The sequence below is a fragment of the Amycolatopsis sp. NPDC051903 genome, from assembly GCF_044452505.1.
In the GTDB taxonomy this organism is placed as follows: Bacteria; Actinomycetota; Actinomycetes; order Mycobacteriales; family Pseudonocardiaceae; genus Amycolatopsis.
Genome location: NZ_JBITBT010000016.1, coordinates 27573 through 49311, shown reverse-complemented (window position 1 = coordinate 49311; position 21739 = coordinate 27573). Strand labels below are relative to the sequence as shown.

The following is a 21739-nucleotide window of genomic DNA, read 5'->3' as shown; positions in this document are numbered from 1 at the left end:
TGATCGTCATGGGTAACGAGGTGCTGCTCGACGCCGGCGCGGTCAGCCGCTGCCGTCGTCGTGTGCATCTGGAGCACGACCCCGCGATGCGCGAGGTCCCGCTGCCGCCGCCGGATCCCACGGCGCAGCAGCGGATCGCCGACGCGACGGCGCACCGCGAGGCGATCGTGCGTCGGCTGGTCGAGAGTTCGGGGCCCGACGCGACGTGGGCCCGGATCCCGCGTGACCTGCCGGTGGCCGACCGCGTGCGGCTCACGGAGGAGGCCCTCGCCGAGGGCGTCCGCTACATCTGGGGTGCGCTGCTGCGCGCCGACCCGATCGGCCACCGGCGCGGCGGCGCCGACCTGCTCGTGCGCACGGCGACCGGATACGTGCCGGTGCTCGTGGTGCGCCACCGCATCACCGACCGCGGCCAGGGTGCGTCGACGACTGAGCTGACCGACCTCGATCCCGGCCACCGCACGCCCGACGAAACGCGCAAGGTCCGGTCGCAGCCGCGGGACCAGCTGCGGCTCGCGCACCTGCGCCGGATGCTGCAGACGTACGGGAAGGCCGAGACCGGCCGCGCCGTCGGCGGCGTGATCGGCTTGGACGCCGACGTCGTGGTGTGGCACGACCTGACCGCCGGCACCTGGCCCGGCGGGCGCAGCGCGCTGAACGAGTACGACGTGCGCTTCGCCGACCGGCTGGCCGTGGCCACGGCGGCCGCGACCGGCGGCGAACCGCTGGCCATGCCCTCGCGCGTGCTGGAGTGCCGGCGCTGCCCGTTCTGGCCCACGTGCGAGGTGCTGCTGGGCGAGCTGCGCGACGTCAGCCTCGTGGTGCGCGGGGAGGACGCCGGGGAGCTGCGCAAGGCGGGCGTGTCCACTGTAGACAAGCTGGCCGCGCTCGACCCCGCCGCCGAGCCGCCACCGATGAACTGGACGGGCGGCACGTTCGCCGACGCGATCGTGCTCGCGCGCGCGTGGCTCGCCGACTTGACGGTGGTGCGCCGCACGCCGCACGTCGAGGTCCCCCGGGCCGACGTCGAGGTCGACGTGGACATGGAGAGTTTCGGCGACGCCGGCGCGTACCTGTGGGGCACGCTGCTCTCGGGCGCGGACATCGGCGTGCCGCAGGGCTACCGCGCCTTCGCGACGTGGGACCCGCTGCCGACGGTCGACGAGGCTCGCTCGTTCGCGGAGTTCTGGGCGTGGTTCACCGACGTGCGGGAGCGGACGCTCGCGGCCGGGCTCACGTTCCGCGCCTACTGCTACAACGCGCTGGCGGAGAACCGCTGGCTGTTCGGCTCCGTCGACCGCTTCGGCGACCAGCCGGGGGTTCCGGCCAAGAAGGACGTCCAGTCCTTTGTGGATTCCGACGAGTGGGTCGACCTGTTCCGCAGCGTCACCGACCAGTTCCTGTGCTCGCGCGGCAAGGGGCTCAAGGTGATCGCGCCCGTCGCCGGGTTCGAGTGGCGCGACCCGGAGGCCGGCGGCGAGGCGTCCATGCGCTGGTACCGCGACGCCGTCGGCATGGACGGCGAGGCACCCGACGACGAGCAGCGCGAGCGGCTGCTGCGCTACAACGAAGACGACGTGCTGGCCACCAAGGCCCTGCGCGAGTGGATGTCGACGCGGGCGCAGACCGAAGTGCCGTACATGCTCGACCTCTGAGATCCCGGGGTTTTTCCCTGAGTCGGTTCCCCCGCGCCTGGCGCATACTCGTAGGCGAGTACTCGTTGGCGAGGAAGTGGTGTGGGTGAAGCGGCGGAAGGTCGGCAACATGCTGGGGCTGGCGGTGCTGTCGGCCCTGCTGGAGCGGCCGATGCACCCCTACGAAATGGCGACTGTGCTGCGGGAACGCGGCAAGGAAGCCGATCTGAAGATCAAGTGGGGCTCGCTCTACACCGTGGTCGGCAACCTGGAGAAGCACGGGTTCGTGGCCGCTGTCGAGAGCGTGCGCGACGGTGGGCGGCCCGAGCGCACCATCTACCGCCTCACCGACGCCGGCCGCGCCGAGCTGGAGGACTGGGTTGCCGAGCTGCTCGGCGAGCCGGACCTGGAGCCGACGAAGTTCCGGGCCGGGTTGTCGATCATGGCGTCGCTGGGGCCGGACGAGGTCGTCGCGCTGCTGGCGACGCGGCTCGTGACGCTGGACGAGCGGATCGAGCAGCAGTCGGCGGCGTTGGACGCCGCGCGAGCCGAGGTGCCGCGCCTGTTCCTCGTGGAAGGCGAGTACGAGCTGGCGCTGCTGCGCGCCGAGGCCGAGTGGGTGCGCGGCCTGCGCCGCGACCTGACGTCCGGCGCGCTGCCGGGCGTCGCCGAGTGGCGGCGCTACCGGGAGACCGGGGAGCTGCCGGAGGACTTGACCGCTTTCGCCGAAGGCGGCCAGGAGTAAATGAGCCGGCTCCGGTGGCGGTGCTGGCACACCGCCGCCGGAGCCGGGGAAACCGTCGAACCGATTCCGCGGAGCGGATCCGATCCTCAGGCCGCGAGCACAGGATACGGGCCCGCGCTCGCCGGACCGGTTCGGCCGATCACCGAACGGGAGACGAGACATGGGGAACACCGAGGTCAAACGGCACCGGACGAAGCTCGTGCCGGAGATGGAAGGGCCCGTCGCGCGGGCGTACGCGCGGGGGCGGGGGACCGAGCCGCAGGTGGCGTACTACCGGTCCTCGGCGGCGGCGCTGGCGAAAGACCTGCCCGACGGTGCCGACGTGCTGGAGGTGGCGCCCGGCCCGGGCTTCCACGCGGTCGAACTGGCGCGGCTGGGGTTGGCGGTCACGGGGCTCGACGTGAGCCGGACGTTCGTGACGCTGGCTTCCGACTACGCGCGGGAGCAGGGAGTCGCGGCGAAGTTCGTGCACGGGGACGTGGCGAAGATGCCGTTCGACCCGGAGTCGTTCGATTTCCTGATCTGCCAGGCGGCGTTCAAGAACTTCGCGGACCCGGTCGACGCGCTCGACGAGATGTGGCGCGTGCTGCGGCCGGGTGGCGTGGCCGTGGTGCAGGACCTGCGGAAGTCGGCGACGGCCGCGGAGATCGAGGCCGAGGTCGACGGGATGGAGCTGGGTCCGATGGGGGCGTTGATGACCAGGTGGACGTTGGGGCAGTTGAGGAAGCGGGCGTACACGCCGGAGGGGTTCGAGGCGTTGGTGCGGGAGAGCCGGTTCGGGTCGTGTTCGGTTGTGGCGGAGGGGATCGGGATTGAGGTGCGGATGAGGAAGAGCGAGTAGGTTTTCGGGTCGCCTGGCTGTGGGGCTGGGTTGGGTTGGGTTGGCAGCCCAGCACCCCGATCCTTGATGGTGACGACGGTCTGGACCACCTTGTCAAGGCTGGAAAGCGTGCCTTGACAAGGTGGTCCAGACCGCGTGGAAGGCGGGGATCGAGGTGCAGGGCAGGGACTGGGTGCTGGCGGGGCCGGCGTAGTCCTTGGTCGTTGGGTGCCCGCAAGGGGCCGGCGTAGTCCCTGGCCGTGGGGTGCTCGGTTGTTGGTTACCGCGGGGCCATGCGGAGGGCGCCGTCCATGCGGATGACTTCGCCGTTGAGGTAGTCGTGGTCGATGAGGGACAGGGCGAGCTGGGCGTATTCGTCCGGGCGGGCCAGGCGCTTCGGGAAGGGCACGCCGGCGGCGAGGCCCGCGCGGAATTCGTCGCTGACGGTGGCGAGCATCGGGGTGTCGACGATGCCCGGGGCGATGGTCAGCACGCGGATGCCCTGTGACGCCAGGTCGCGCGCGGCCGGCAGCGTGAGGCCGACGACGCCGCCCTTGGACGACGAGTACGCCACCTGCCCGATCTGGCCGTCGTAGGCGGCGACGGACGCGGTGTTGATGACGACGCCGCGGGCGTCGTCCGCGAGCGGCTCGGTCTTGGCGATCGCTTCGGCGGCGATGGTGAGCACGTTGAACGTGCCGATGAGGTTGATCTGGATGACCTTCGCGTACAGCGCGAGGTCGTGGCGGCCCTTCTTCGACAGGATGCGGGCCGACGGGCCGATGCCGGCGCAGTTGACGACCGTGCGCAGCGGCACCCCGGAGCCGGCCGCGGTGTCGACGGCAGCCTGGACCTGGTCGGGGTCGGTCACGTCGGCTTCGACGTAGATGACGCCGTCGACCTGCTCGGCCTTCTCGATGGACGCGGCGAGGTCGAGCGCGAAAACGCGCGCGCCGTTGGCGGCCAGCGCCTTGGCGGTCGCGCCGCCGAGGCCGGAAGCACCACCCGTGACGAGCGCTGCGGTGTCGGTGATCTGCATCTTCAGCCTTTCTGGTCCGGGTGCGGCCCTGCACCACAGTCGACAGGTTAACGGCCGTTCGCACCCGCGCCGGGTGTGTTGGCTCACGCACGGCGTGTTCTTCACTTCTCGCGTGGAGTATTCGGCTTCGCCCACTTCCGTTAGCGCCCGCTTCAACTCCGAATGTCACCTTCGGCAGCATGAGCGCAGCTCGGATCGTGGTGGTGGGGACGGGGTACGTCGGATTGACCACGGGGGCATGTCTCGCGAGCCTGGGGCATCGCGTCACCTGCGTGGACGTGGACGAGGCGAAGGTCGCGCGCCTCTCCGCCGGCAGAGTGGACATTCTCGAACCGGGGCTGGCCGAACTGGTCGCCGGCGGCATCGCAGGCGGGCGGCTCTCCTTCGTCGTCGGCGCCCGGGAAGCGGTGCGAACCGCCGACGGGGTGTTCCTCTGCGTGCCGACGCCGATGGGTGCGGGCGGTTCCGCCGACCTGCGCGCGGTGGAGGCGGTGACGGCCGAGATCGGCGACGTCCTGCCCGCCGGCTGCGCGCTGATCACCAAGTCGACCGTGCCCGTGGGCACCTCCAAGCGGATCGCCGCCATGCTGGGCCGCGACGACGTACCGGTGGTGTCCAATCCGGAATTCCTGCGTGAAGGCACTGCGGTGTCGGACTTCCTGAACCCGGACCGCATCGTCGTCGGCTCCGACACGCACGCCGCCGCGCGCTGGGTCGGGGACCTGTACGCGGACCTCGGCGCCCCGGTCGTGGTCGCCGACGCCGCGAGCGCGGAACTCGTGAAGTACGCGGCCAACTGCTTCCTCGCGCTCAAACTGTCCTATGTGAACTCGATCGCCGAGCTGTGCGAACGCCTCGGCGCCGACATCAACCTCGTCACCGAGGGCATGGGCTACGACAAGCGCATCGGCCGCACGTTCCTCAAGCCCGGCCCGGGCTGGGGTGGCTCGTGCCTGCCCAAGGACACCAGCGCGCTCGTGAAGGTCGCGGAGTCGGTGAACTACGACTTCCGCATGCTCACCTCGGCCATCGACGAGAACATCGCCCAGCGCGACCGGATCGTCGCGAAGATCGCCGGCGCCTGCGGCGGCACGCTGGCCGGCGCGCGGATCGGTGTGCTGGGCCTGGCCTTCAAGGCCGGCACCAACGACCTGCGCGACTCGCCGGCGCTCGCGGTGTCGTCCGTGCTCGGCGCGCTGGGTGCGGAGATCACGGCCTACGACCCGGCGGTCGACGGCGGCCTCCCCGGTCTGGGTGGCGGCATGACCGTGGTCGACGACCCGTACCAGGTCGCCAAGGACGCCGACGTGATCGTGGTCCTCACCGAGTGGGCGGAGTTCAAGAACCTCGACTGGACCGTGATCGCCGAGGCGATGGAGGGCGACGACGTGGTCGACACGCGCAACCTCCTCGACCCGACCACGATCATCGACGCCGGCCTCTCGTGGCAGGGCGTCGGCCGGCCGCGCGCCGCCGGGCGCAAACGGGTGGCCGTTTCGTAGCGGGCTCGGTTAGGGTCGCGGACGCGGCATCGCGTGTCGGTCACCGGCTGGGTGAGACATGGAGGTGCCGGGATGCCTTCTGGAGGCATTGTCCGTGTCCGTCCCCGTTTCTGTTGAACTCAACCACTTGATCGTGCCGTCCCGGGACAACCGGGAGTCCGCGGAATTCCTCGCCCACTTGCTGGATCTCGAAGTGGGTGAGGAATGGGGGCCGTTCATCCCCGTCGAAACCCGCAACGGAGTCCGCCTGGACTTCGCGACCGTCCCGCCGCAGGACTTGCGGCTGCAGCACTACTGTTTCCTCATCCCCGAAGACGCGTTCGACGCGTTTTTCGCACGACTGAAGGAAACCGGCGTCACTTATCACGCCGATCCGCAGGGCCGGCTGCTCGGCGAGCTCAACCACAACCACGGTGGCCGCGGCGTCTACTTCCTCGACCCGGGTGGCAACGGGATGGAAGTGATCACGCAGCCGTACGAGCCGCAGCGCCGCCGGCCAGCGAGCTGGTAGCGCTTTCCGGGCGGTCCTCACGCGGGCAGTGAGGACCACCCGCCGCCCGTGGCGAGCAGCGTGCGGACCGCCGTCGCGTGGTCGGCGAAGCTCGCGAGGTCGCTGTGCAGCAGGGACGCGCGGTCGGCGTCGAGCGGCGCGGTGTCGTCGCGCCAGAGTTCGAGCGTCCAGTTGGCCGCGAGGAACATCGAGCGGACGAGGCCGATGATCCCGGCGTCGTCCGGGCCGCCGCTGTCGCGGTAGGCGTCGAGGATTTCGTTGCAGGTCTCGAAGAGCCGCTCGAGGCCGCGGACGGCTTCGGCGGGCGTGCCGTCCCAGTCGGGGCCCGGCCAGGTGCACGAGCCGAGCTCGAGCCACAACCGCCAGCCGGCGGTGAGCTCAGCGTCGTTGCACGGTGTCCAGTGCCCGGGCATGCCCTCGAGTGTGCGCCCCGGCGGCGGGAAAACCGCCGGGGCAATGGGGTTTCTCACTCGTGGGGGCGTTCCCAGAGCCAGAACTCGATGCCCTGGTCGTCAAGGCAATCGGCGGTCGTGCCGTACGGGTGGTGCTCGACTTCGCCCGCCGTGCCGCCGTGGTCGCGCACGCGCGCGAGAGCGGCGGTGAGGTCGTCGACGGCGTACATGAGCTTCCAGCCGACCTGCCGGCCCGGGCCGCCCCACAGCCCGCCTTGCAGGCCGGGGCCTTCGAAGCCCCACGCGCCGGGCACCGAGCCCGGCGAGAACTGCCAGCCGAGCACGCCGCCGTAGAACGCCTTGGCGCGTGTGTCGTCGGGCACCTGGAACGTGAAGTACATGGCTTCGCCCTGGTGCGCGGCCGGGGTGTCGTGCTTGCCGGTCTGCGCCGCCTGCGCGACCAGCCACCGCTGACCGTACGGGTCCTTGAGGGTGCCGGCGAGCCCGTAGCCGCGGTCCTCGACCGGCCGCAGCAGTTCGGCGCCCCGCTCGACGGCGCGGCGGGCCGACTCGCGGGGGTCGGCGACCTCGACGCGGATCAGCGGCCCGCCCTCGGGGGCCACGACGTTGCCCAGCTCGGGGAACTCTTCGGCGAGCATCAGCACGCTGTCGCCGATGGCGAGCTCGGCGTGGCCGATGCGCCCGTCGTCCATCACGATCGGGTCGGACCGGCGGCGGGCGCCGAAGACCTCGACGTAGAAGTCCAGCGCGGCGCGGGCGTCGGTGACGACCAGGTACGGCGCGAGGGCGCGCACGGCGGCGTCGGCAGGGGTTTCGGTGGTGGTCATCTCGGCTCCGTTCAGGATGAGGCGCTGCAGGTTGTCGCGCAGCTCCGCGGCGAACGCCGGGTCGGGATCGACCGGAGCGGAGGGCAGGCGGAGCGCGTCGAACGGCTCAGGCATCACGGCCCCCCTTCTCCTCGTAGCTGCGCCGGAACGCTGCCTTGGCGCGGGTCAGCAACGCCTCCGTGGCGTTGACCGTGCGCCCCAGGCAGGCGGCGACGTCGCCGACCGGCAGGCCGTCGACGTACCGCAGCGTGAGCACGGCCTGGTGGTGCGCCCCGAGTGACTCGAGCACCTGCCGCGCGCGCAGGGCGTCGAGCTGTTCGTCCCACGGGTCGTGGGTTTCGGGTTCGGTGTCGCGCACCAGCCGCAGGCCGCGCTCTTCGCGAGCCTTGCGCCGCCAGTGATCGGCGAGCTTGTGCCGGGCCACGCCGATCAGCCACCCGGTGCTCACCTGCGGCGCACTCTCCTTGCGACAGGCGGCCACCGCCCCGAGGAACGTCTCCGACGTCAGCTCCTCGGCCAGCACGCGGTCCCCGCACCGCGCGAGCAGGTACCCGTACACCTCCGGCAGCGCGGACTCGTACAGCCCGAGCAGCGCGAAGGCCGGGTCCGGTCTCACGCGGGGTTCCGTCACACCCTCATCGTCGTCCCGGCGCGGCGATTTCCGTCGGGCGAATTTCGGCGGGTTGCGCCGGCCACTTCATCCGCAAGGTCACGACGTGCTTCCTGACGCCGGGGAACAGGCGGAACACGCTGACCACGTAGCTGCCCGGCTTGGCGTGCTTGCGCGCGAGGAAGTCGTGCGCGCAGGCGGCCCCGTACCTCAGCGTCCACCCGGCGTACCGCTCCGACCGGTGCTCCAGCACGAACCCCATGTCGTCGACCAGCTCGGTGTACTCGTGCACCCGCGTCGCGCCGACTTCGCGCCGGTACTCCAGCTCGTGCGGATAACCCCAAACGTCCATGACCAGCAGGTTCCTGGTGCGAATCCAGCCGACACGGCGGCGAGATGGGAATCCCACTTCGCTGCGCCCGCCTTACGATTCGTGATCAGTTCGTGGCGAGGGGTGAGAGGGCGCATGGACCGGCCAAACTATCGGCGACGCCAGCTCGGCCGGACCTTGCGCAAGCTGCGCGAGCAGGCCGGCCTCAGCCAGGAGGACGCCGGACGACCGCTGCGCTTCTCCACCTCGAAGATGAGCCGGATCGAGCAGGGACACATCCCCGGCTACAACGACTTCCTCGCTCTGCTCGACCGGTATGGCGTGATCACCTCGGACTACGACGAGTACATCCGCATGTTCGACTACGCCAAGGAACGGGGCTGGTGGCACGCCTTCGGTCTGAACGACCGCGGCTTCGTGAGTGTCGAGGCGGAAGCATCGGCGCTGCGCACCTACGAGATCGGCTTTGTACCCGGCTTGCTGCAGTCGGAGTCGTACATGCGCACAACGTTCGCCTCAGCCCAACAACCCTTACAGGGCGACCGGCTCGAGGCCGAGATCGCTGTGCGCCTCAGGCGTCAGCGCAGACTCGCGGAAGTTCCACTGCTTGCTTTGCACGCCATCATCGATGAAAGCGCCTTGCTGCGGAGCCACTGCGGGAGCGAGGAGTTGGAGCACATCCTCACCGTTGGCCGACTCGCGAATGTCACTGTGCAGGTGATTCCGAAGGCGGTGGGTTCGCACAGCGGTCTCGCCGGCAACTTCACTGTCGTGAGCTTTCCTGATCCCTCGGAGCCCGACATGGCCTATGTCGAGTACAGCTTCGGTTCACTGCAGATCGAAAAGGATCAAGAGGTTCGCGCTGCTAGGCTGATGTTTGAGCATCTCGCCGATCTTGCGCTGGACCAGGAAGACTCCGCCGCCCTGATCAAGGAGATGATTGCCAGGCAGTGAGCGGAGGAGACCAGCCCATGGGCCTGCCGGACCTCCAGTGGCGCAAGAGCAGTTTCAGCTCCGGCGACGGTCAGGGCGGCAACTGCGTCGAAGTGGCCATCGCTCAGCCGGTGGTCGCGGTACGCGACTCCAAAGCTCCGGCCGGATCTCTGGTCTTCACCGAAGCGGCTTGGCGAGGACTCGTGAGCGCCCTCCACACCCACGAGTCCTGACCACCTCAGCGAGGATCAGGCAGCCGCCGCGCCAAGCCCGTCACCGCCAGCGCCACCACCGCCAGCAAGGCGATCACCAGCACAAACGCCCCCTCGAACCGCAGCGACCCGGTGCTCAGCCCGGCGAACAGGCTCCCGAACACCGCCACCCCCAGGGCCAGCGACGTCTGCTGCGTCGTGGTCATCACGCCGCCGCCGATGCCGGCGAGGTCGTGGGGGACGCGGGACAGGACGATGCGGAAGAGGGTGGTCATGGCCATGCCGTTGCCGACGCCGATGAGGATCATGGCGGGGGCCAGTTGCCACACGGAAAGTGACGGCCAGGCCAGCCAAGCCGAACCCGCCAGCACCAGCAGGCCGACCGTCAGGATCGCGCCGCCGATGGGCACGACCTTGCGGCCGAGGCGGACCACCAGGTGGCTGCTGACCAGCGACGTCGCGAAGTACGCCACGGCCATCGGCGTCAGCGCCAGGCCCGAGCCGAGCGGGCCGAGGTGCAGGCCGTCCTGCAGGGTCACGGCGTAGATGAACATGAAGGACCCGAAGCCGCAGAAGAACGGGACCGCGACGACCAGGCCGTGGCGCACGTTGGCGGTCCGGACCAGGGCCGGCGGCAGCAGCGGCATGTGGCCCCGCGCTTCCAGCCGGGATTCGACGCGCGCGAAGCTCACCACCGCGAAGGGGAACAGCACCAGCAGCGCGATCGTCCACCACGGCCAGCCCAGCGCGGAACCCTCCATGAGCGGCACCAGCAGCGAGAGCAGCGACGCGGCGAGCAGCACCGTGCCCCAGCGGTCGACGCCCAGCGGGTTCGCGGCGCGGCTGTCCGGCACCGTCCGCCGGGCCACGAGCAGCCCGACGAGCCCGATCGGCACGTTGACCAGGAAGATCGGCCGCCAGCCCGTGCCCCACAGGTCCGCGGCCACGAGCACGCCGCCCAGCAGCTGGCCGACGACGGTGGAAATGCCGCCCATCGCGCCGTAGTAGCCGAGCGCGCGGGAGCGGTGGGCGCCCGAAGTGCCCGCCTGGATGATCGACAGCACCTGCGGCAGCAGCAGGGCGGACGCCGCGCCCTGCGCGGCGCGGGCGAGCACGAGCGTCAGCGCGTCCGGCGCGAGGCCGCAGACCAGCGACGTCAGCGTGAACAGCGCGAGCCCGAGCAGGAACAGCCGGCGGCGGCCGAACGCGTCGCCGAGGCGGCCGCCGAGCACGAGGAGCACGGCGTACGCGATGCCGTACGCGGCCACGACCAGCTCCAGCGTCGCGGTGGACGCGTGCAGGTCGGCATCGATGGTGGGGAGGGCGACGTTGACGATGAAGAAGTCGATGACCGGCAGTGCCGCCCCCAGCAGCACGGTGACCAGGCCCGCCGAGGTGAGGGCGGGTCTGGCGGACACGTCGGTGGGGTGCACCGGCGTGGTGGTTGTCGTCGTCATGACAACCACGCTCCGACGCTTCTCAACCTGGTACCAGGTGCGCTCTCATCCTGGTAGTGGGACTACCTGGTACCAGGCACGGAGTCGTGCTGAACTGGGAGCATGACCTCCGCTGTCGAAGTACGCCTGCGCCGCGGCGAGCTCGGCGCGTTCCTGCGCAGCCGGCGCGCCCGCATCACGCCCGAGCAGGTCGGCCTGCCGCTCAGCGGCCGCCGCCGCACGCCCGGGCTGCGCCGCGAGGAGGTCGCGCAGCTGGCCGGCGTCGGGGTCACCTGGTACACGTGGCTCGAGCAGGGCCGCGACATCAACGCGTCCGAACAGGTCCTCGGCGCGATCTCCCGCACGCTGCGCCTCGACCCGCACGAGCACGCGCACCTGTTCACGCTGGCCGGCTCGCCGGAACCGGCCGCGGTCAAGGAGTGCAACGCCATCACCGCGTCGATGCGGAAGATGCTGACCAAGCTCGAGCCCTACCCCGTCGCGATCCGCAACGCGCGCTGCGACCTGCTCGGCTACAACCGCGGGTACACGTGGCTGATGGGCGACGTCGACGCCATCCCGTTCGAGGACCGCAACACCCTCGTCCAGTGCCTGCTCAACCCCGACTGGCGCGCTCGCATGCTCGACTGGGACTCCAACGTCCCGCGGGTCATCGCGTCGTTCCGCGCCGCGATGGCCGAACACGTCGGCGAGCCGGCGTGGAAATCGCTGGTCAAACGGCTGAAGGCGGAGTCGCCGCTGTTCGCCGAGCTGTGGAACCGCCACGACGTGAACGCCGAGCCCATCCGCACCAAGTGCTACGACCACCCCGAGGTCGGCCTGCTCAAGTTCAACTTCACCTACCTCTACTCCGGCCGCCGCTCCGAGATCACGGTGTCGACCTACACCCCGGCCGACGAGGAGACCGCGGCCAAGCTGCCGCTCGCCTTCGACTGACCCCTACGGCGCCGGACGTAGCGGAGAAGCCGCTTCCGGACGGACGCGCGAACGGCCGTTGACCGGTAGTTTTCTGCACCATGCAGGAGTGGTGGCGGGCGCGGAACCCGTGGTTCGGGCGGGTGTTCCGGACCCTCGTGGTGCTCGCGTTCGTGCTCGGCGCGACGAGCGCCGCGGGCCGCTGGCAGCCGGGCGCGCCCCACCTCAGCGCCGGCGGCGCCGCGTGGCTGGCTGCGACCGCGTTGACGCTGCTGGTCGTCCACCGCTACCCGCTGCCGGTTTTCGTGGTCACGGCCGCGTCGGCGTACGCGTTCTACGCGTCGAGCGAGCCCGGCGGGCCCGTGATCCTGGTGCCGACCATCGCGTTGTTCATGCTCACCCGGCGCAGCGGCCCGGTGATCGCGAGCTGGACTGCCGGCGGTGTGCTGGTGGCGGGGTACTTCGCGCACGTGATCACGACGCGGTCGTTCGCGATCACCGGCACGGCCGGTGTCTTCGTGGTCTGGGCCGCGGCCGTGATCGGCATCGGTACGGCCGTGCGCTACCAGTTCGCCGCGCTCGCGGCCCGCCGCGAGCAGGCCGCCGAGCACCGCCACCGCCTGGCCGAACAGGAGCGGCTGCAGATCGCGCGCGAGGTGCACGACGTCGTCGCCCACAGCCTCGCGATGATCAACGTGCAGGCCGGCGTCGCCGCCCACGTCGCCGACCGGCGGCCCGAGCAGGCGAAGGAGGCGCTGCTGAACATCAAGGCGGCCAGCGCGTCGGCGCTCAACGACCTGCGCGCGACGCTCGCGGTGCTGCGCTCGGGCGAGGACAAGGCGCCCGCGCCGAGCCTCACGCAGATCGGCGAACTGCTGGACCACGCGCGGTCCGCGGGGCTGGACGTCGAGCTGCACGGCGACCCCGGCGAGGTGCCCGCGCCCGTGGCCGGCGCGACCTACCGGATCCTGCAGGAGTCGCTCACCAACGTCGTCCGCCACGCCGACGGCGCGCAGCACGTGGCCGTGCGCTTCGACCGGCGGCCGGGCGCGCTGACGCTGACCGTGCGTGACGACGGCCGCACCACCACCGCGCCCACGCCCGGCCACGGGCTGCGCGGCATGAACGAGCGCGCCGCGGCGCTGGGCGGCACCGTGCGGGCGGGCGTGACCGATGGCGGTTTCGAGGTGCGGGCCGAACTGCCCGTGGAGGGGGAAACATGACGATCAAGGTGGTGCTGGCCGACGACCAGGCCCTGGTCCGCGCGGGGTTCCGCGTGCTGCTGGAGACGGAGGACGGCTTCGACGTCGTCGGCGAGGCGGGCGACGGCGCGGAGGCCGTGGCGCTCGCGCAGCAGCACCGGCCGGACATCGTGGTGATGGACGTGCGCATGCCCGGCACCGACGGCCTCGAAGCCACGCGCCGGATCACCGCCGATCCAGCATTGGGCGAGACGAAAGTGCTGGTCCTGACCACCTTCGACGTCGACGAGTACGTGTACGAGGCCCTGCGCGCGGGCGCGAGCGGGTTCCTGCTGAAGGACACCGAACCGGTGGAGCTGCTGCGCGCGTTGCGCGTGGTCGCCGCGGGCGAAGCGCTGCTGGCGCCGACCGTCACGCGCCGGCTGATCTCCGAGTTCGTCGGCCGCCCCGAGCACCGGCGCATCGACACCGGGGCCGTCAAGGAGATCACCGAACGCGAACGCGAGGTCCTCGGGCTCGTCGCGGGCGGCCTGTCCAACGACGAAATCGCCGCCCACCTGGTCATCTCCACCGCGACGGCCCGCACGCACGTCAGCCGCATCATGACGAAGATCGGCGCGCGCGACCGTGCGCAGCTGGTGGTGCTCGCCTACGAATCCGGGCTGGTCACGCCGCGCCGGCACTAGCCCGAAGGTGTGAGTTACGCCGTGTCGGTGAACGTCCTCCCACGCTCGGACGCCTTACCGGCAGAGCATCGCTTCACTCAGCGATGTGTTCGGCGGAAGGAGCTCCCATGGTGTGGGAGGTCGTCGTGGTCGCCGCGCTGGCCGTGGTTTTCCTGGTCAGGCTGGTGCTGCAGCTCAAGCGGGGCTGACGGGCGGCGCCGCGGGGTGCTCCGCTGCGCGCGAGGCTCGGCCGTGCGGTCGGAGCCACCTTCCTGCGTGAGCGCAGGCCGGGGGCGGGGACGCCGCGGCGGGACCGCTCGCGTGATCACGGTCTTCTCCGCGTCCGATTCCGGCGCTGGAGGTTTCGGTGCCGGCGGCTTCGGCGCCGAGGCTTTTTGTGCCGGGCTGCCGTTGGGCGGCGTCGGCGGGTTCTTCGGGGTCCGCTCGGCGGCCAGGGTGCCGTTCAACGAGCCCGAGTCACTCGCCGGGCGCGACTTGGGCGCCGAGTGCCGCGGCCGTCCCCCCACCCTCGGGATCTCGATCGTGATCTCGCTGGTCACCTTGAGCGGCGCCGGCTTCGCGCGGTACGAGAGCTTGCGGGCCAGCGCGTGGCTCGGCCGTTCCACGTACCGGTAGCTCACCTCGACCACACCGAACACCGCCGGGATCACGATCAGCAGCGCGATGGGCAGCGGCACGGCCGGGCGCAGCAACTGCAGCAGCACGAACGACACGAGCATGTGCAGCAGGTAGATCGAGTAGCTGCGCTCGGACACGATGGTCCAGAACTTCCGCTGCTTGAGCTTCGGCTCCGCCATCATGCCCAGCATGAACAGCACCACCGCGAACGCCATCGACAGGTTGTAGGAGGTGTCCACGCGGCCGACGTTGATGATGTCCGCCAGTACGTACAGCGACCAGGCGATCGCGCCGTACAGCGCCCCCGTCCACAGGGGGATCTTCTTCGAACTGCTGGCCCAGATGATCTGGCCGATGATCATCACCGGCAGGTACGACACGTTCACCGCGAACAGCGAGTACGACGGGCCGAGCTGCGAACGGCTCATCATCACCACGAAGATGAACGTGAGCTCCACCGCGATCGCGAGCCACACCGAGCGGCGCAGCAGCGGCAGCACGGCCATCAGCAGCACGTAGTAGACGACCTCGACGATCATCGACCACGCCACCGGCACCAGCACGATCTGCGGGTAGATCAGGTAGTTCACCAGCAGGGTGTTGGTCGTGATCGTGAGCGGGTTGAGCTCCTGCGACTGCCCGGTCGAGGGCGGGTGCAGGTTCACCACCAGCATCAACGCGGTGAGCAGCACCACGAACAGCATCGGCGCGTACACGCGGATCAACCGGTTCACGGCGAACCGCCCCTGCCCCTGGCGCAGTGCGATCGGCGTGACGACGAATCCGCTGACCACGAAGAAGAACGGCACGGCGATCTCGCCGATGCCCTGCGTGGACATGTGCATCGGGTCGCTGGTGAGCGCCTCGATGAAGGTGATGTACGGGGCGCTGTCGTGCTTGGCGATCACCCACGGGTGCGCGATGTGGCTGTAGAAGACGAGCAGGGCGCCGAGGCCACGGCCGATGTCGATGAAGACGATGCGAGTTTTCTTCTCGACAGGAGGCTGGTCAACCAGCGCGACCACCCCCTGCTCCTCGGCTGATTCCCCCGAGCAGGGTAGCGCCTTGCTCCTGGGCTGCGGACTACTCCCCGGAAATACGCGGGATGCGAGAAAAAGCACCCACGGCGTCTTGGCCTCGGAATATGCCGTAAGTCGGTACCATCGGGTAGGAATTCGTCCCGTTTCACCCGAGCCGTTCAGGAGTTCCGCGCGAGTGCAATCGCCTACCCTCGACGCGGGCTTCGAACCCCGATCGGTCTTCGCCGCCAGAGTCCGCCCGGCTGTGCCCGCGGTCGGTCTGTACGTCCTGTTCCAGCTCCTGGCCTTCGGGGTGCTCTGGCTGATGAGCTGGAAGGCGGACGTGTCGCCGGGCCGCTTCGTCGGCGCCTTCGACGCGAACTGGTTCACCGCCGTGGCGACCCACGGTTACGACCAGGTGCCCACGGTCCTCCCGAACGGCGCGCCCGGCGAGAACAGCCTGGTCTTCTTCCCGCTCTACCCGGCGCTGACCGCCGTGCTCACGTTCGTCGGCCTCCCCGCGCTGCCCGCCGCGTTGACGGTGTCGCTGCTCGCGGGGTGCGCCGCGGCGTGGGGGCTGTTCGTGCTGGGCCGCGACCTCGCGGGGCCGCGGGTCGGCCTGCTGCTCGCGGTGCTGTGGTCACTCGGCCCCGGTTCGACGGCGCTGCACCTGGCGTACTCGGAGTCGCTGCTCGTCGCGCTCGTGGCCTGGACGCTCGTCGCGGTGAGCCACCGCCGGTGGCTGCTGGCGGGCGCGCTCACGACCTTCGCCGGCCTCACGCGCGCGAGCGCCGGCGCGCTGGTGGCGGCAGTCGGCATCGCGGCGATCGTCGCGATCTGCCGGCGCCAGGACGGCTGGCGGCCGTGGCTCGGTGGCCTGCTCGCGCCGCTGGGGTTGCTGGGCTACCTCGGGTACGTCGCTCTGCGCACCGGGCGCCTCGACGGCTGGTTCTGGCTGCAGAACGCCTGGCAGATGCACTTCGATCTCGGTCGTTTCACTTGGATCCAAGTCCGCGAGGGCCTCACGGCCAACACGTCGAGCTGGATCACCGTCACGGCGATCATCGTGCTGGCGGCCGTCGCGCTGCTGCTGTGGACGTGGTGCACGCGGCTGCCGGTGGCGTGGCACGTCTACGGCGCGCTGACCGTGCTCATCGCGCTCTGCTCGTCGAACTACTTCCAGTCCCGCGCCCGGTTCCTGCTCCCGGCGTTCGTGCTCACGGTGCCGCTCGCGCTGGCGCTCGCCAAACTGCCGACCCGCGTGCTCGCCGTGTTGCTGCCCGTGGGGGCGGCGATCAGCGCGTGGTACGGCTCGTTCCTGATGGCGATCGCGCACCTGGCCCCGTGAGCCGGACTCACGCCTGCGGCGCCAGCCAGAGCGTCACGAAGGCCTTCTCGTCGGCCTCGGCGGCCGCGATCAGCGCGGCGTCGTCGAGCTCCCGCGGGTCCGGTCCGGTGTCGCCGACGATCTTCGGCGCGTAGCCCAGCGAGCGGTAGCCCGCGAGCACGGCCGCCGGGTCGTCGCCGAGTTCGCGGATCGCGTCCGGGTCGAACTCGCAGACCACGTGGGGCCGGTCGCGGCGCAGGACCTCGTCGAGGCCCGCGAGCGCGCGGTGGTCGCGGCCCTGCAGGTCCACCTTGACCAGGCCGATCCGCTGCGCCGTCACCTCCGGCAGCGCGTCGAGCCGCACGGCGGGGACCTCGAGGCCCGGGCCTTCGGCGCTCACGCGGTTGTCGCCGCTGTTGCCCTCGGACGCCTGGGTCAACCGGACCGTGCCGGGGGAATCCCAGGCCGCGGACTCGACGACCGTGACCAGCTCGGCGGCCACGGCGGGCAGGTTGACCTCGACGTTGCGGCGCAGGTACGCGGCGTTGACCGGGTCGGCCTCCACCGCGACCACGCGCGTGACGTCCGGCGTGGCCCGCAGCAGGCGCAGCGTGTGGTAGCCGACGTGGGCACCGACGTCGAGGAACACGCCGTCGGCCAGGCGCGCCATCAGCTCGGCTTCGCTGTCCTCCCAGGACCGGTGGAAGACGATCCACGGGAGCATGACCTCGTCGACCGGCATGAGCAGCGAGCCGACGTCGCACGGGACCACGTCGGCGCCGTGCGGCACCGGGGCGTGGGCCAGGCGGGCCGCGTCGTGCATCGCGCCGACGTCGAGCGTCACGCGCTGGATGGCCTTCTCGTCGGCGTCGAGCCGTTCGTCGCGGGCGGCGAACATCTTGTGCACCGACGCCGAACTCGCCTCCAGCTCGGCCCCGACCCCGCCGTAGCCGTCGGAGAGCTTCGCGACGTCCGCCTCGAGGTTGCGCAGCGCGAGGTCGGTGTCCGGACCACGGCGGCGCAGGTCCTCGACCGTGCCGCGCAGGCCCTCGATGCGTTCGGCGAGCCCGCGGCTCGAATCGGCGGCGCGCCGGGTGTCGGCGAGCGAGTTCTCCAGCGACTCGATGCGTTCGAGCAGCCGCCGGTTGCTCTCCTCCGCGCCGGCCAGCAGCGCGCCCATCACCTTGCGCTGGTGCACGTCGTAGTGGTCGATCGCGCGCAGCACGGCCTTGCGCAGCGCCGGGGCGAGCGGCAGGCGCGAAGGCGTGTCCGCCTCCGGTCGCCAGTGCAGCGCCTGCGACGCCTCGTGCAGCGGCGAGATCGGGTGCGGCGGCGCGGGCTGCCCGGCGTGGCGGCCGGACTGCCAGACGCCGTGCGCGTGCTCCAGCTCGCGCCGCATCCACTCGGCCGCGGTGGCCATGGAGCGTTCGCGCAGGATGTACTCCCGCGCGGCCTGGCCACGCTTCGCGGCTTCGGCGGGGTCGTCGGCGACCTGGCGCATCGCGGCGGCCGCGGCGTCGAGATCGGGGTCGGCCCAGACGGCGTCGGCGTGGTACGGGTAGTTGTCCTTGCCCACGTTGACCAGCTGGTACGGCACGGGCCAGCCCGTCGACGCGTCCAGGAACTCCGTGGTGCTGGAGTAGTTCGTGGAGATCACCGGCATCGCGCGCGCCATCGCCTCGGCGACGGTGAGGCCGAAGCCCTCGCTGCGGTGCAGGGAGACGTAGCAGGTGCTGCGCTCGTACAGCGCGTGCAGCTCCGCCACCGACAGGTAGTGCTCGACGAGTTCGATGCGGTCGTCACCGAGCACGGTGGCGCGCAGGCGCTCGGCCGCGTTCGGGTGCAGTTTCGAGTTGATCGCCTTGACGGTGAGCCGCACGTCGTCGCGGCCGGGGAAGGCGCGGCGGAACGCTTCGACGGCGCCCCAAGGGTTCTTGCGCTCGGCGACGCTGTTGAAGTCGAACGCGAACAGGAACCGCACCGGCTCACCCTGCTCACGCGCGGGCGGCGACGGCTCACCCGGATCGCGCACCGGCACCGGGATCGTCTTCACCGGGATCGGCGAGTGCGCGGCGATGGCGCGGCGGCAGAACTCGCTCACCGTCCAGACCTCGTCGAGCATCCCGAACGCTTCGTGCTGCCACTCGGGGAAGTCCTCGAGCTCCCAGGCCCACAGCCCGATCCGGTAGCGCCCGGCGCCGACCTCGGGGTGGTTGGTCAGGATGACGCGCGTCTGGTCGGCGTTCACCGCCAGCACGCTCAGCGGGAACCGAGGGTCGCCAACGGTCGCCGGCCGCTCGATGCCCGTGCGGTTCGACACCGCCTTCTCCTCGAGCACCGACGCCACCGGCACGCCGCCGGTCTCGATGGCCTCGAGCACGATCCGGCCCATCTCGCCCAGGCCCAGCTCGGCCGTGAGGTACCCGAGCAGGTTCACCCCGAACTCGTCCGACGGCGCGTGGCTCGCCGGCCGCTCGCCGGGCAGCGCCCACTCGGGCAACCCGGCTTCGCTCACGCCGGAACCCGCGCACCAGAAGCGGAAGTTCTCCGCGTCGGCGCCGTACGGGTGCGGGAACGCCATCTGCAGGTCGATGCGCGACGCCCAGATCGCGTGCGTCAGCCGGTTGAGCCCGGCCGCGGCCTGCGCCTGGTCCTCGGGCGTGGCCAGCCATTCGCGCAGCGCCTGGCCACCGTCCTCGCCGTAGGCGTGCGGCGGCGCGGGCTTGTTCTTGCGCTCGGCCTTGATCCAGCCCTCGCGGAACACGCGGCGGGCGAGCTTCGGCACCTCGGTGCCGTCGCGGAAGTTCTTGAAGCCGTACGGGATCGAGTCCAGCGTCTCGGCGTACCCCGCCTCGCGCAGCTTCGCGCCGTACGAGTCGCAAACGGCGCGCAGGTCGGCGTTGTGCGACAGCAGCACGCGCGGTTTGCGCGCGCAGTGGAAGCTCAGCAGCCACGGCTTCTCCGGCCGGTAGCCGCTGAAGTGGAAGAAGCGCAGCTTCGCGCCGCCGGCGGTGAGCGTGCCGTCTTCGTCGCGCGCGATCGGGCGCTCGTGGAGGTTCCAGTACGCGACGTCGAAACCCGGGTCGGTGACCACGTGGTTGCGGAACAGCGCCGGCACCTGGTCCACCCACCGCTGGTCGGTGAACAGCTGCTGCTCGGGCGCCACGATCGCGTCGTGGCGCAGGCGGCCGGCCCAGAAGTCGAGGAACGCGCCCGCGCCCTGGCCGACGCCGATGAAGCCCAGGTTGAAGATGCCGGTGCCCATGATCACCGCGTCGTCGGGCTCGAGGCCGTCCTGGGGCAGCGGGGTCAGGAAATGGGGCACGAGCACGATGTCGTGCTCGCGCGCCAGGTCCGTGACCTCCGTGATCGGCGCGAACAGCTCGATGTCCGGGTCGATGTACATCGCGACCTCGGACGTCTTGAGCAGCTCGCGCAGCAGGTACGGCTTGACCGACGTGGCGAGCTCGGTGACCGAGTACGCCGTGGCCATCCGCAGGTAGTCAGCCTCGTCGATGCCGAACGCCGCGGGCCCGACGACGCGCGTGCCGTCGTCGAGCTCCGTCACCTCGTCGCGCGGCGCGTCGATCACCGCGATCACGAAGCCGTCGCCCGGGTGGTGCTCGAGGTACGAGCGAGCCAGCACGCGCGCCGCGGGGACGTAGTTCCGGGCGACGATCGTGCAGGCGGTGGTGCCGTCGGGCTCAGGCATTGGCGGGCAGGGTGGTGAGCTGCTGGTTCAGCGCCGAGGTGAAGTCGGTCTTGACCTGCGACAGCGAACCCGGGCCGGACACGTCGATGCGGACGATCACGTTGCCGTGCGAGTAGTGGCCGCGCTGCTGGGCCGACTGGCCGTCCTTCTTGTCGATCGTCGTGGCGAACACGCCGTCCGGCGCGGTCGTGTCGCGCTTCGCGCCGTTGTTCACCTGGATCGACATCAGCTTCTCGGCCGCGGTCGCCGCGGCCTGCGGGCTCGACGCCTGGGTCAGCAGGAGCGTGATCTGGTCGCCGTTCTCGAGGTGGTAGACCACGAACTTGACCTTGTTCGCGCCCGCCGACTGGTAGGCCTCGAGCTCGTCGCTGTTGAGGTACTGCAGACCGTCGACCTGGCTGAACGACGTGATGTCGTCGTGGGTCTCGGCCTTGCCGGGCATCTGCGCGACGGCCATGGGGTCCGGCGGCTTCGGCGCGTTGGACGACGCGGCCGGCTGGTTCGGCTGGGCGGTGGGCTGGTCGTTGCCGCCCCCGGTGTCGCGGCCCCAGAGCCAGTAGGCGCCGAAGGCGATCGCGGCCAGCACGACGACGGCGCCGACGATCGCGCCGATCTTCGCGCCGTTGCCCTTCTTGGGCTTCTCGGAGAAGAACTCGGGACCCTGGCGGAAGGAGTCGCCGCTCGACGGGCCGAGCGGCGGCAGGTCGCCACCGCCCCACGGCGGGCTCTGGTCGCCCTCGGGTGCGTTCCACGCCTGCTGCTGCGGGAATCCGCCGGCCGGCGAATTCGGCTGCTGGAACCCGCCGGGCGGGGAGTAGTGCGCCTGCGGCGGCTGCTGCGACGGCTGCACGTACTCGGTGCGCGAGGGGTCGGCGTGCTGCTGCACCTGCCAGCCCTGCACGGCCTGGGTCCGCTCGGCGCTGTTGTCGGCTGGGGACTGCTGCTGGGGCTGCTGCTGGGGGGTCTGTTGCTGCGGGGGCTGCTGCTGGGGCTGCGCCGGCACGCCCTGCGGCGGGCTCACCGGTGCGATCACCTGCGTCGAGTCCGCGCCGGTGTTCGCCTGTGGCTGGGCCGGCTGGTCCTGCTGGCCGACGGCCGAAGACAGCACCTGGTCGCGACGGATCCGGTAGTCGTCCGCGGACAGCCGCCCTGACGCGAGCTCCTCGTCAAGCCGCCGCAGCTCCTCCTGCCAGGACACCAGGGCCCCCCTTATCTGTCGGCAAGGC

At 70.9% G+C, this 21739-nt stretch carries 20 protein-coding genes; 11 read left to right on the top strand and 9 right to left on the bottom strand.

The features are described from left to right. The first annotated feature begins 8 nt into the window (after window positions 1-8). From ACIA77_RS28790 to ACIA77_RS28780, 3 genes are all read left to right on the top strand, one after another. Entirely contained in the window at window positions 9-1655 is a 1647-nt protein-coding gene (locus ACIA77_RS28790) for a TM0106 family RecB-like putative nuclease (RefSeq protein ID WP_395889120.1), read from the top strand. Window positions 1656-1740: 85 nt separating this feature from the next. Next, entirely contained in the window at window positions 1741-2379 is a 639-nt protein-coding gene (locus ACIA77_RS28785; protein WP_395889119.1) for a PadR family transcriptional regulator, read from the top strand. A 160-nt stretch (window positions 2380-2539) separates the two neighbouring features. Continuing rightward, window positions 2540-3220, top strand: coding sequence for a class I SAM-dependent methyltransferase (locus ACIA77_RS28780; protein WP_395889118.1), 681 nt, complete (start codon window positions 2540-2542; stop codon window positions 3218-3220). 259 nt (window positions 3221-3479) lie between these two features. Here the strand turns inward: ACIA77_RS28780 and ACIA77_RS28775 are convergent, their stop codons facing one another. Beyond that, a complete protein-coding gene (locus tag ACIA77_RS28775) occupies window positions 3480-4238 on the bottom strand; it encodes an SDR family NAD(P)-dependent oxidoreductase (protein ID WP_395889117.1) in 759 nt (252 codons plus the stop codon). Window positions 4239-4417: 179 nt separating this feature from the next. On the opposite strand from ACIA77_RS28775, the gene ACIA77_RS28770 reads away from it, so the two are divergent. Continuing rightward, on the top strand, window positions 4418-5740 hold the full coding sequence (locus ACIA77_RS28770; protein WP_395889116.1) for a UDP-glucose dehydrogenase family protein: 1323 nt from the start codon (window positions 4418-4420) through the stop codon (window positions 5738-5740). Between the two features lie 127 nt (window positions 5741-5867). After that, window positions 5868-6251 (top strand): VOC family protein, encoded by a 384-nt coding sequence (locus tag ACIA77_RS28765; RefSeq protein WP_395889115.1) that lies wholly within the window; start codon window positions 5868-5870, stop codon window positions 6249-6251. Window positions 6252-6268: 17 nt separating this feature from the next. Here the strand turns inward: ACIA77_RS28765 and ACIA77_RS28760 are convergent, their stop codons facing one another. The 4 genes from ACIA77_RS28760 to ACIA77_RS28745 are packed head-to-tail and all read right to left on the bottom strand — an operon-like array spanning window position 6269 to window position 8453. Then, the gene (locus ACIA77_RS28760; RefSeq protein WP_395889114.1) at window positions 6269-6664 is read right to left on the bottom strand and encodes a hypothetical protein; all 396 of its coding nucleotides are present in this window, start codon (window positions 6662-6664) and stop codon (window positions 6269-6271) included. 53 nt (window positions 6665-6717) lie between these two features. After that, on the bottom strand, window positions 6718-7605 hold the full coding sequence (locus tag ACIA77_RS28755; protein ID WP_395889113.1) for a VOC family protein: 888 nt from the start codon (window positions 7603-7605) through the stop codon (window positions 6718-6720). Next, the gene (locus tag ACIA77_RS28750; RefSeq protein ID WP_395889112.1) at window positions 7598-8122 is read right to left on the bottom strand and encodes an RNA polymerase sigma factor; all 525 of its coding nucleotides are present in this window, start codon (window positions 8120-8122) and stop codon (window positions 7598-7600) included. Before ACIA77_RS28750 ends, ACIA77_RS28755 begins: the two co-directional genes overlap by 8 nt. Window positions 8123-8126: 4 nt before the next feature. Continuing rightward, the gene (locus ACIA77_RS28745) at window positions 8127-8453 is read right to left on the bottom strand and encodes a hypothetical protein (RefSeq protein WP_395889111.1); all 327 of its coding nucleotides are present in this window, start codon (window positions 8451-8453) and stop codon (window positions 8127-8129) included. Between the two features lie 114 nt (window positions 8454-8567). On the opposite strand from ACIA77_RS28745, the gene ACIA77_RS28740 reads away from it, so the two are divergent. Both ACIA77_RS28740 and ACIA77_RS28735 read left to right on the top strand, forming a co-directional pair. Next, window positions 8568-9386: a helix-turn-helix domain-containing protein gene (locus ACIA77_RS28740; protein ID WP_395889110.1), complete on the top strand. Its 819-nt coding sequence runs from the start codon at window positions 8568-8570 to the stop codon at window positions 9384-9386. After that, the gene (locus tag ACIA77_RS28735) at window positions 9383-9598 is read left to right on the top strand and encodes a DUF397 domain-containing protein (protein WP_395889109.1); all 216 of its coding nucleotides are present in this window, start codon (window positions 9383-9385) and stop codon (window positions 9596-9598) included. The genes ACIA77_RS28740 and ACIA77_RS28735 overlap by 4 nt, the downstream gene beginning before the upstream one ends. Before the next feature lie 5 nt (window positions 9599-9603). On the opposite strand, the gene ACIA77_RS28730 is transcribed toward ACIA77_RS28735, so the two are convergent. After that, on the bottom strand, window positions 9604-11034 hold the full coding sequence (locus tag ACIA77_RS28730; protein WP_395889108.1) for an MFS transporter: 1431 nt from the start codon (window positions 11032-11034) through the stop codon (window positions 9604-9606). Between the two features lie 102 nt (window positions 11035-11136). On the opposite strand from ACIA77_RS28730, the gene ACIA77_RS28725 reads away from it, so the two are divergent. The 3 genes from ACIA77_RS28725 (at window position 11137) to ACIA77_RS28715 (ending at window position 13837) form a co-directional block, all read left to right on the top strand. Next, window positions 11137-11970, top strand: a complete 834-nt coding sequence (locus ACIA77_RS28725; protein ID WP_395889107.1) for a helix-turn-helix transcriptional regulator — start codon at window positions 11137-11139, stop codon at window positions 11968-11970. An 80-nt stretch (window positions 11971-12050) separates the two neighbouring features. Next, on the top strand, window positions 12051-13172 hold the full coding sequence (locus ACIA77_RS28720) for a sensor histidine kinase (protein ID WP_395889106.1): 1122 nt from the start codon (window positions 12051-12053) through the stop codon (window positions 13170-13172). Beyond that, window positions 13169-13837 carry a response regulator gene (locus ACIA77_RS28715; RefSeq protein ID WP_395889105.1) on the top strand — a complete coding sequence of 223 codons (669 nt, stop codon included), beginning with the start codon at window positions 13169-13171 and terminating at the stop codon, window positions 13835-13837. The genes ACIA77_RS28720 and ACIA77_RS28715 overlap by 4 nt, the downstream gene beginning before the upstream one ends. Window positions 13838-13914: 77 nt before the next feature. Here the strand turns inward: ACIA77_RS28715 and ACIA77_RS28710 are convergent, their stop codons facing one another. After that, a complete protein-coding gene (locus tag ACIA77_RS28710; RefSeq protein WP_395889104.1) occupies window positions 13915-15480 on the bottom strand; it encodes an acyltransferase family protein in 1566 nt (521 codons plus the stop codon). A gap of 259 nt (window positions 15481-15739) precedes the next feature. On the opposite strand from ACIA77_RS28710, the gene ACIA77_RS28705 reads away from it, so the two are divergent. Beyond that, a complete protein-coding gene (locus tag ACIA77_RS28705; protein WP_395889103.1) occupies window positions 15740-16822 on the top strand; it encodes a hypothetical protein in 1083 nt (360 codons plus the stop codon). A 7-nt stretch (window positions 16823-16829) separates the two neighbouring features. Here ACIA77_RS28705 and ACIA77_RS28700 read toward each other — a convergent pair whose 3' ends face one another. Beyond that, window positions 16830-20513: an FkbM family methyltransferase gene (locus tag ACIA77_RS28700; RefSeq protein ID WP_395889102.1), complete on the bottom strand. Its 3684-nt coding sequence runs from the start codon at window positions 20511-20513 to the stop codon at window positions 16830-16832. Next, window positions 20506-21711, bottom strand: a complete 1206-nt coding sequence (locus ACIA77_RS28695) for a hypothetical protein (protein WP_395889101.1) — start codon at window positions 21709-21711, stop codon at window positions 20506-20508. Before ACIA77_RS28695 ends, ACIA77_RS28700 begins: the two co-directional genes overlap by 8 nt. Between the last annotated feature and the right edge of the window lie 28 nt (window positions 21712-21739).

Coding starts and splice junctions, on each gene's coding strand:
- ACIA77_RS28790 (WP_395889120.1), top strand. CDS start 9: ATGGGTAACGAGGTGCTGCTCGACGCCGGCGCGGTCAGCCGCTGCCGT.
- ACIA77_RS28780 (WP_395889118.1), top strand. CDS start 2,540: ATGGGGAACACCGAGGTCAAACGGCACCGGACGAAGCTCGTGCCGGAG.
- ACIA77_RS28775 (WP_395889117.1), bottom strand. CDS start 4,238: ATGCAGATCACCGACACCGCAGCGCTCGTCACGGGTGGTGCTTCCGGC.
- ACIA77_RS28770 (WP_395889116.1), top strand. CDS start 4,418: ATGAGCGCAGCTCGGATCGTGGTGGTGGGGACGGGGTACGTCGGATTG.
- ACIA77_RS28760 (WP_395889114.1), bottom strand. CDS start 6,664: ATGCCCGGGCACTGGACACCGTGCAACGACGCTGAGCTCACCGCCGGC.
- ACIA77_RS28755 (WP_395889113.1), bottom strand. CDS start 7,605: ATGCCTGAGCCGTTCGACGCGCTCCGCCTGCCCTCCGCTCCGGTCGAT.
- ACIA77_RS28745 (WP_395889111.1), bottom strand. CDS start 8,453: ATGGACGTTTGGGGTTATCCGCACGAGCTGGAGTACCGGCGCGAAGTC.
- ACIA77_RS28740 (WP_395889110.1), top strand. CDS start 8,568: ATGGACCGGCCAAACTATCGGCGACGCCAGCTCGGCCGGACCTTGCGC.
- ACIA77_RS28730 (WP_395889108.1), bottom strand. CDS start 11,034: ATGACGACGACAACCACCACGCCGGTGCACCCCACCGACGTGTCCGCC.
- ACIA77_RS28725 (WP_395889107.1), top strand. CDS start 11,137: ATGACCTCCGCTGTCGAAGTACGCCTGCGCCGCGGCGAGCTCGGCGCG.
- ACIA77_RS28720 (WP_395889106.1), top strand. CDS start 12,051: ATGCAGGAGTGGTGGCGGGCGCGGAACCCGTGGTTCGGGCGGGTGTTC.
- ACIA77_RS28715 (WP_395889105.1), top strand. CDS start 13,169: ATGACGATCAAGGTGGTGCTGGCCGACGACCAGGCCCTGGTCCGCGCG.
- ACIA77_RS28700 (WP_395889102.1), bottom strand. CDS start 20,513: ATGCCTGAGCCCGACGGCACCACCGCCTGCACGATCGTCGCCCGGAAC.